A 4,651-nucleotide genomic window follows, 5' to 3' on the forward strand; every position below is an offset into this window, starting at 1 on the left:
GGCGCGCGGTCTGCGGATTGCAGACCGGGCGCCGCGGGCACCGGCGCGGATCCCTATCCCGCTGAGATACGCAGCCTGATCGTGCGCGACTCGGGCCGAAGCGCGAACTCGGGCCAGACATCAGGTCCGCAGGTCCGTGAGCCGAGACCGTGCTGGGCCGCGTCGACGATCAGGTGGCTCGTCGTCGAGTCGCCGAGTTCGAAGGGGTGCGCGGCTCGCGCGATCTGCTGGGGGGTGTGGCGGCTGAGGGTGAAGCCGGGGCGACGCCCCCGGGTGTCGGGCAGGGCCTCGATGCGCAGCACCTCGGTGGAGCCGCTCGTCAGCGTCAGTCGGCGCAGTTCGGAGCGGTGTCCGGTTTCCTGGGGCCGTGCGTAGTCGACCGAGAGGTCGTGGACCGTGGCGGAGAAGCGGCCGGTGCGGGCGGCGCGGAGACTGTCGGGGTAGGTCTCCAGCGGGCCCAGGCCGAACCACTGAGCCCCGTCGACGGGAGCCGCGCCGTCGGGCAGTTCGAAGCGGACGCCGATCCGGGGCCACACCGTCTGCCAGCCGCGCGAGGGCTCGATCTCCACGCGCAGTTCCAGCTCTCCGTCCACCAGCGACCAGACGGACTCCACCATCACGCTCAGCGCGGAGTCCGCCGCGGAGACCTTGTCGAGGGTGCGCAGGGCGTCCGGGGTGTGCTCCACGGAGACGCGCCGGGTGGTCAGCCGGTCGAGGCCGTCACGACGCCACAGGTCGGCGCTGGACACCCCGGCGATGCTGTTGTCGCTCTCCTCGATCCCGTCGGACGGGCTCTCGTCGTTGTCGGTCGGTGCGCGGAACAGCTCCAGCCGAGGGCCGGTCACGGCGCGGCCGGCGAGGCGGACAAGGGATCCACCGGCGAACTCGGCGATACCGAGCGACAGGGTTCCGTCGCCCGGTCGCCATTCGGCCTGCGGTCGGACCGCGGGCACGGGACGCCGTGCCGAGCAGTCCAGTTGGGCCGTCGCGATCACATGTCCTTCGGGTGCCCAAGGAGTTGGTGCCGCCAGCGTCGCGTCGATCGTGAGCCACGTCTCGGCGTCGGGGGCGATCGCGATCGGGGGCAGTGACGCCCGCTGCGACTCGCCCGCTGCGACGACGGGGATCTCCAAGTCGCCAGAGGCGACGGGGAGTCCGTCGTGTTCGACGCGCCAGCGGAAGCGCAGGTCCGACGTGTCCGCCGAATGCCGCAGGTTCGTGACCGCGACCTTCCCGCCGTCGAGGACGAACTCGACCGGCTGCACGACCGCCTTGTACTCGTGGAGGCTGGGAGTGGGGACGTCGTTGCTCAAGAGCATGCCGTCCATCACGAAGTTGCCGTCGTGCACGACCTCTCCGAAGTCGCCGCCGTAGGCGTAGTACGGCGTCCCGTCCGGGGCCGTGGCGAGGATGCCGTGATCGCGCCACTCCCATACGAAGCCGCCGTGCAGCCGCGGATACTGCCGCACGAGTGCCTCGTACTGGTCGAACGCGCCCGGCCCGTTGCCCATCGCGTGCGCGTACTCGCACAGCAGGAACGGCTTGGTGCGCTGCCGGGCACTCTGCGCGGGAGTGCAGTTCAGCAGCGCAGAGCGTGCGCCGTCGGCTCCGATCTGCTCGGTCTCCGGTACCGACGCGTACATGCGCGAGTAGATGTCCGTGTACTCGCCGGTGTAGTCGCCTTCGTAGTGGACAGGGCGTCCGGTGTCGCGGGCGTGGACCCACGCCGACATGGCGGCCAGGTTGCCGCCGGTCCCCGATTCGTTTCCGAGCGACCAGATCACGATGCTGGGATGGTTCTTGTCCCGCTCGACGGTGCGCCGGATGCGGTCCAGAAAGGCATCGCGCCAGGCCGGGTCGTCACTCGGATTGCCGGCCCAGTCGAGCTTCTCGAAGCCGTGCGTCTCCAGATCGCATTCGAGGACCACCCAGAAGCCGAGTTCGTCGGCCAGGTCGAGCAGCCGGGGATGCGGTGGGTAGTGGCTGGTGCGGATGGCGTTGACGTTGAACCGCTTCATGCGGGCCAGGTCCTCACGGGCGTGCTCCTCGTCGAAGACGCGGCCACGCTCGGGATGCGTCTCATGACGGTTCACCCCGTGGAAGACGACACGGCTGCCGTTGACCAGGAACCGGTCGCCGCGGATCTCGACCGTGCGGAAACCCACCCGCAGCGCGATGCTCTCCGACACCGTCGACACGGTGGCGTCGTACAGGCGGGGCCGCTCGGCCGACCAGGGCTCCACGCCGGTGACGTCGACGGGGGCCACGTCGGAAGGCGTGGCCCAGACGTGCTCGACGCCGAGTTCGGGGATGCGCAGGGTGACCGGGAACGCGGCCGCGTCGGCGGTGATCTCCGCTTCGACGCGGCCGCGCCCGTGGTCGAAGCCGGTCCGCAGCCAGACGTCCTCGATGCCTCCGGCGGGCCGGGCGATCAGGGTGACATCGCGGAAGATGCCCGGCAGCCACCACTGGTCCTGGTCCTCGACGTAGCTGGCCGCCGACCACTGGTGGACCCGTACGGCGACGACGTTGTCGCCCGTGCGCACCGCGGAGGTCACGTCGAATTCGTGGGCGAGCCGGCTACCGCTCGCGCTGCCGATCTCGACGCCGTTGACCCACACCCGGAACAGCGACTCGACACCGTCGAAGCGCAGCACCACGCGTTCGGCGTCCGACCAGTCGGCGGGGACGTCGAAGTGGCGGCGGTAGTCGCCGGTCGGGTTCTCGTCCGGGACGTGCGGCGGATCGATCGGGAAGGGGAACTGGATGTTCGTGTAGATCGGCCGGCCGTAGGCCCCGTCACCCTCCAGCACCCAGTGGGAGGGCACGGGGATGCTGTCCCAGCCGTCGTCGACGAAGGCGTCAGCCGCGAAGTCCTCCGTCACCGACGCCGTGGGGGACAGACGGAACCGCCAGGTTCCGTTCAGGGAACGCGAGGGCGCGTCGGAGTGCAGCCATGAGCGGGCCGGGCGCAGTGCGCCACGGCCTGGCGCGATGTCGGAAACATGGGGGGAGAGCTCGCTGGGCAAGAGGTCACAACTCTTTCTGTGTGTCACGTACGACGCTGGTGCGACGGGGCGCTATCGGAGTACGACTGTGCGGATCTCCCATGGACCGAGGGCCAGTTCGAGTTCGTCCTGGGCCTGAGTGCTGGAGATCGGCCGTCCGAGCAGGTCCACGGTGGTGGCCTCGGAGAACGTGCCCGTCACACGGACGGTGGAGGCGCTGTCGTTCATCGCGGCCAGCCGCACTTCGATCCCGGCCCCGGACTCGTCGTCGGTGACGCGGCGGATGCCGGACACGAGGACGTCCTGGCCGTCGACGTGCAACCCGGCTGTGTCGGGCGGCAGTTGGCCCCCGGCGGGGGCGGTTCCGCGCGTGACGAGCACGTCGTTGCGGAACTCCTCGGCGAGTGCGACCGCGTTCGCCCCGCGCCAGCCGGTCGCCGAGGGGACGACGGCGAAGCGGTTCTCGACGCGCATGCCGAGGTCCTGCGCACCCGGCGCGGGGATCTCGCTCGCCGCGGGTTCGTCGCGGAGAGGATGGATGTTGACACTGATCGAGCCGATCGCACGCAGCAGGGTGACGGCGAGTTCGGTGCCGTCGCCCACGAGTTCGTATTCGCTGGAGTGGTCGAGCAGGACACTGGCGGCGCCGGCCGACACGAACGTACTGGCCGGGAAGGCCGGCAGCGGGTACTCGCCCCAGCCGCCCTCGGCGGTGAGACCGCGCTCGGTCACGGCGAACTGTCCGGCCGACGAGGACGTGGCCACCGGCTCGGGCAGCGGCACGTGGAAGCGCAGCCGGTGGTCCGCGGACTGGTTGAGGAACGAGGTGGAGACCCGTACGAACGGTTCACCGGCACGTACTTCCACGAGCGTCTCCACCGGAGTCGGCACGATCCGTTCGTCGCGCAGATCGCGGTCGGGGGAGAGCGCGGCGGGCCACGCGTAGACGCGGGTGACTCGCAGCCGGGACCGCAGCGGGCCCTCTTCGAGAAGGTCGACGGTGATCTCCGTCGGGTCCGCGACGAGGATGTCGTGCGCCGGGGGAGCGTAGTTGTAGCTGTCGCCGCGGTCACCGCCGTCGACGAGCCGACCGACGCCGTTCAGTACGGTCCCGTCGGAGCCGGTGATGTCCAGCGTGCCGTCGGCGGCGACCGTGACCTCGACCAGGCCGTTGAAGAGGGCGCGGTCCGCCGCCGTCGCGGGCTCGTACGAAGTCGGCGCGGGAGCGGTGTCCTCGCGCGGCTCGACCCGGAAGGCGGTCAGCCCCGAGGCGGGGACCTGCACGGGCACGAGGGCGGTGGCCCGGGCTTCCTCCACCGTCAGCACCCGCCACTCACCGGGATACTCGGCGGCCGCCGCGGCGACCTCCTGGCGCAGGATCAGCAGGTCGAAGGGCCCGCTGGCGGGGACCTCGGCGAGGTGGAAGACGAGCTGGCCGGGGGAGAGTTCGTAGCGGTCGATGAGCCGCCCGAACAGTTCGCGGCGGTGGATACGGCGCAGCACGCGTTCGAGCTGTGAGGCGTCCATGCGCTCGTCGCTGAGGACCGTCGGCGCCTCCGCGATCAGCTGTACGGGATGCGCCGAGCCGTCGGTGGCGATCGCGGCCAGCCCTGTTCCCGCGGGCGGGGCGGCGACATCCACCT

1 protein-coding gene and 1 pseudogene are annotated in these 4,651 nt (G+C 70.8%); both read right to left on the minus strand.

Annotated features, from left to right (window positions below; genetic code table 11):
• Positions 1 to 53: 53 nt before the first annotated feature.
• Entirely contained in the window at positions 54 to 3,029 is a 2,976-nt protein-coding gene (locus O3Q52_RS49135) for a glycoside hydrolase family 2 TIM barrel-domain containing protein (RefSeq protein WP_269654935.1), read from the minus strand.
• A gap of 51 nt (positions 3,030 to 3,080) precedes the next feature.
• Positions 3,081 to 4,651 (minus strand): annotated as a pseudogene (locus tag O3Q52_RS49140) (alpha-mannosidase); the annotation flags it as partial.

It is taken from the genome of Streptomyces sp. ActVer, assembly GCF_027270795.1.
GTDB classification, from domain to species: Bacteria; Actinomycetota; Actinomycetes; order Streptomycetales; family Streptomycetaceae; genus Streptomyces; species Streptomyces umbrinus_A.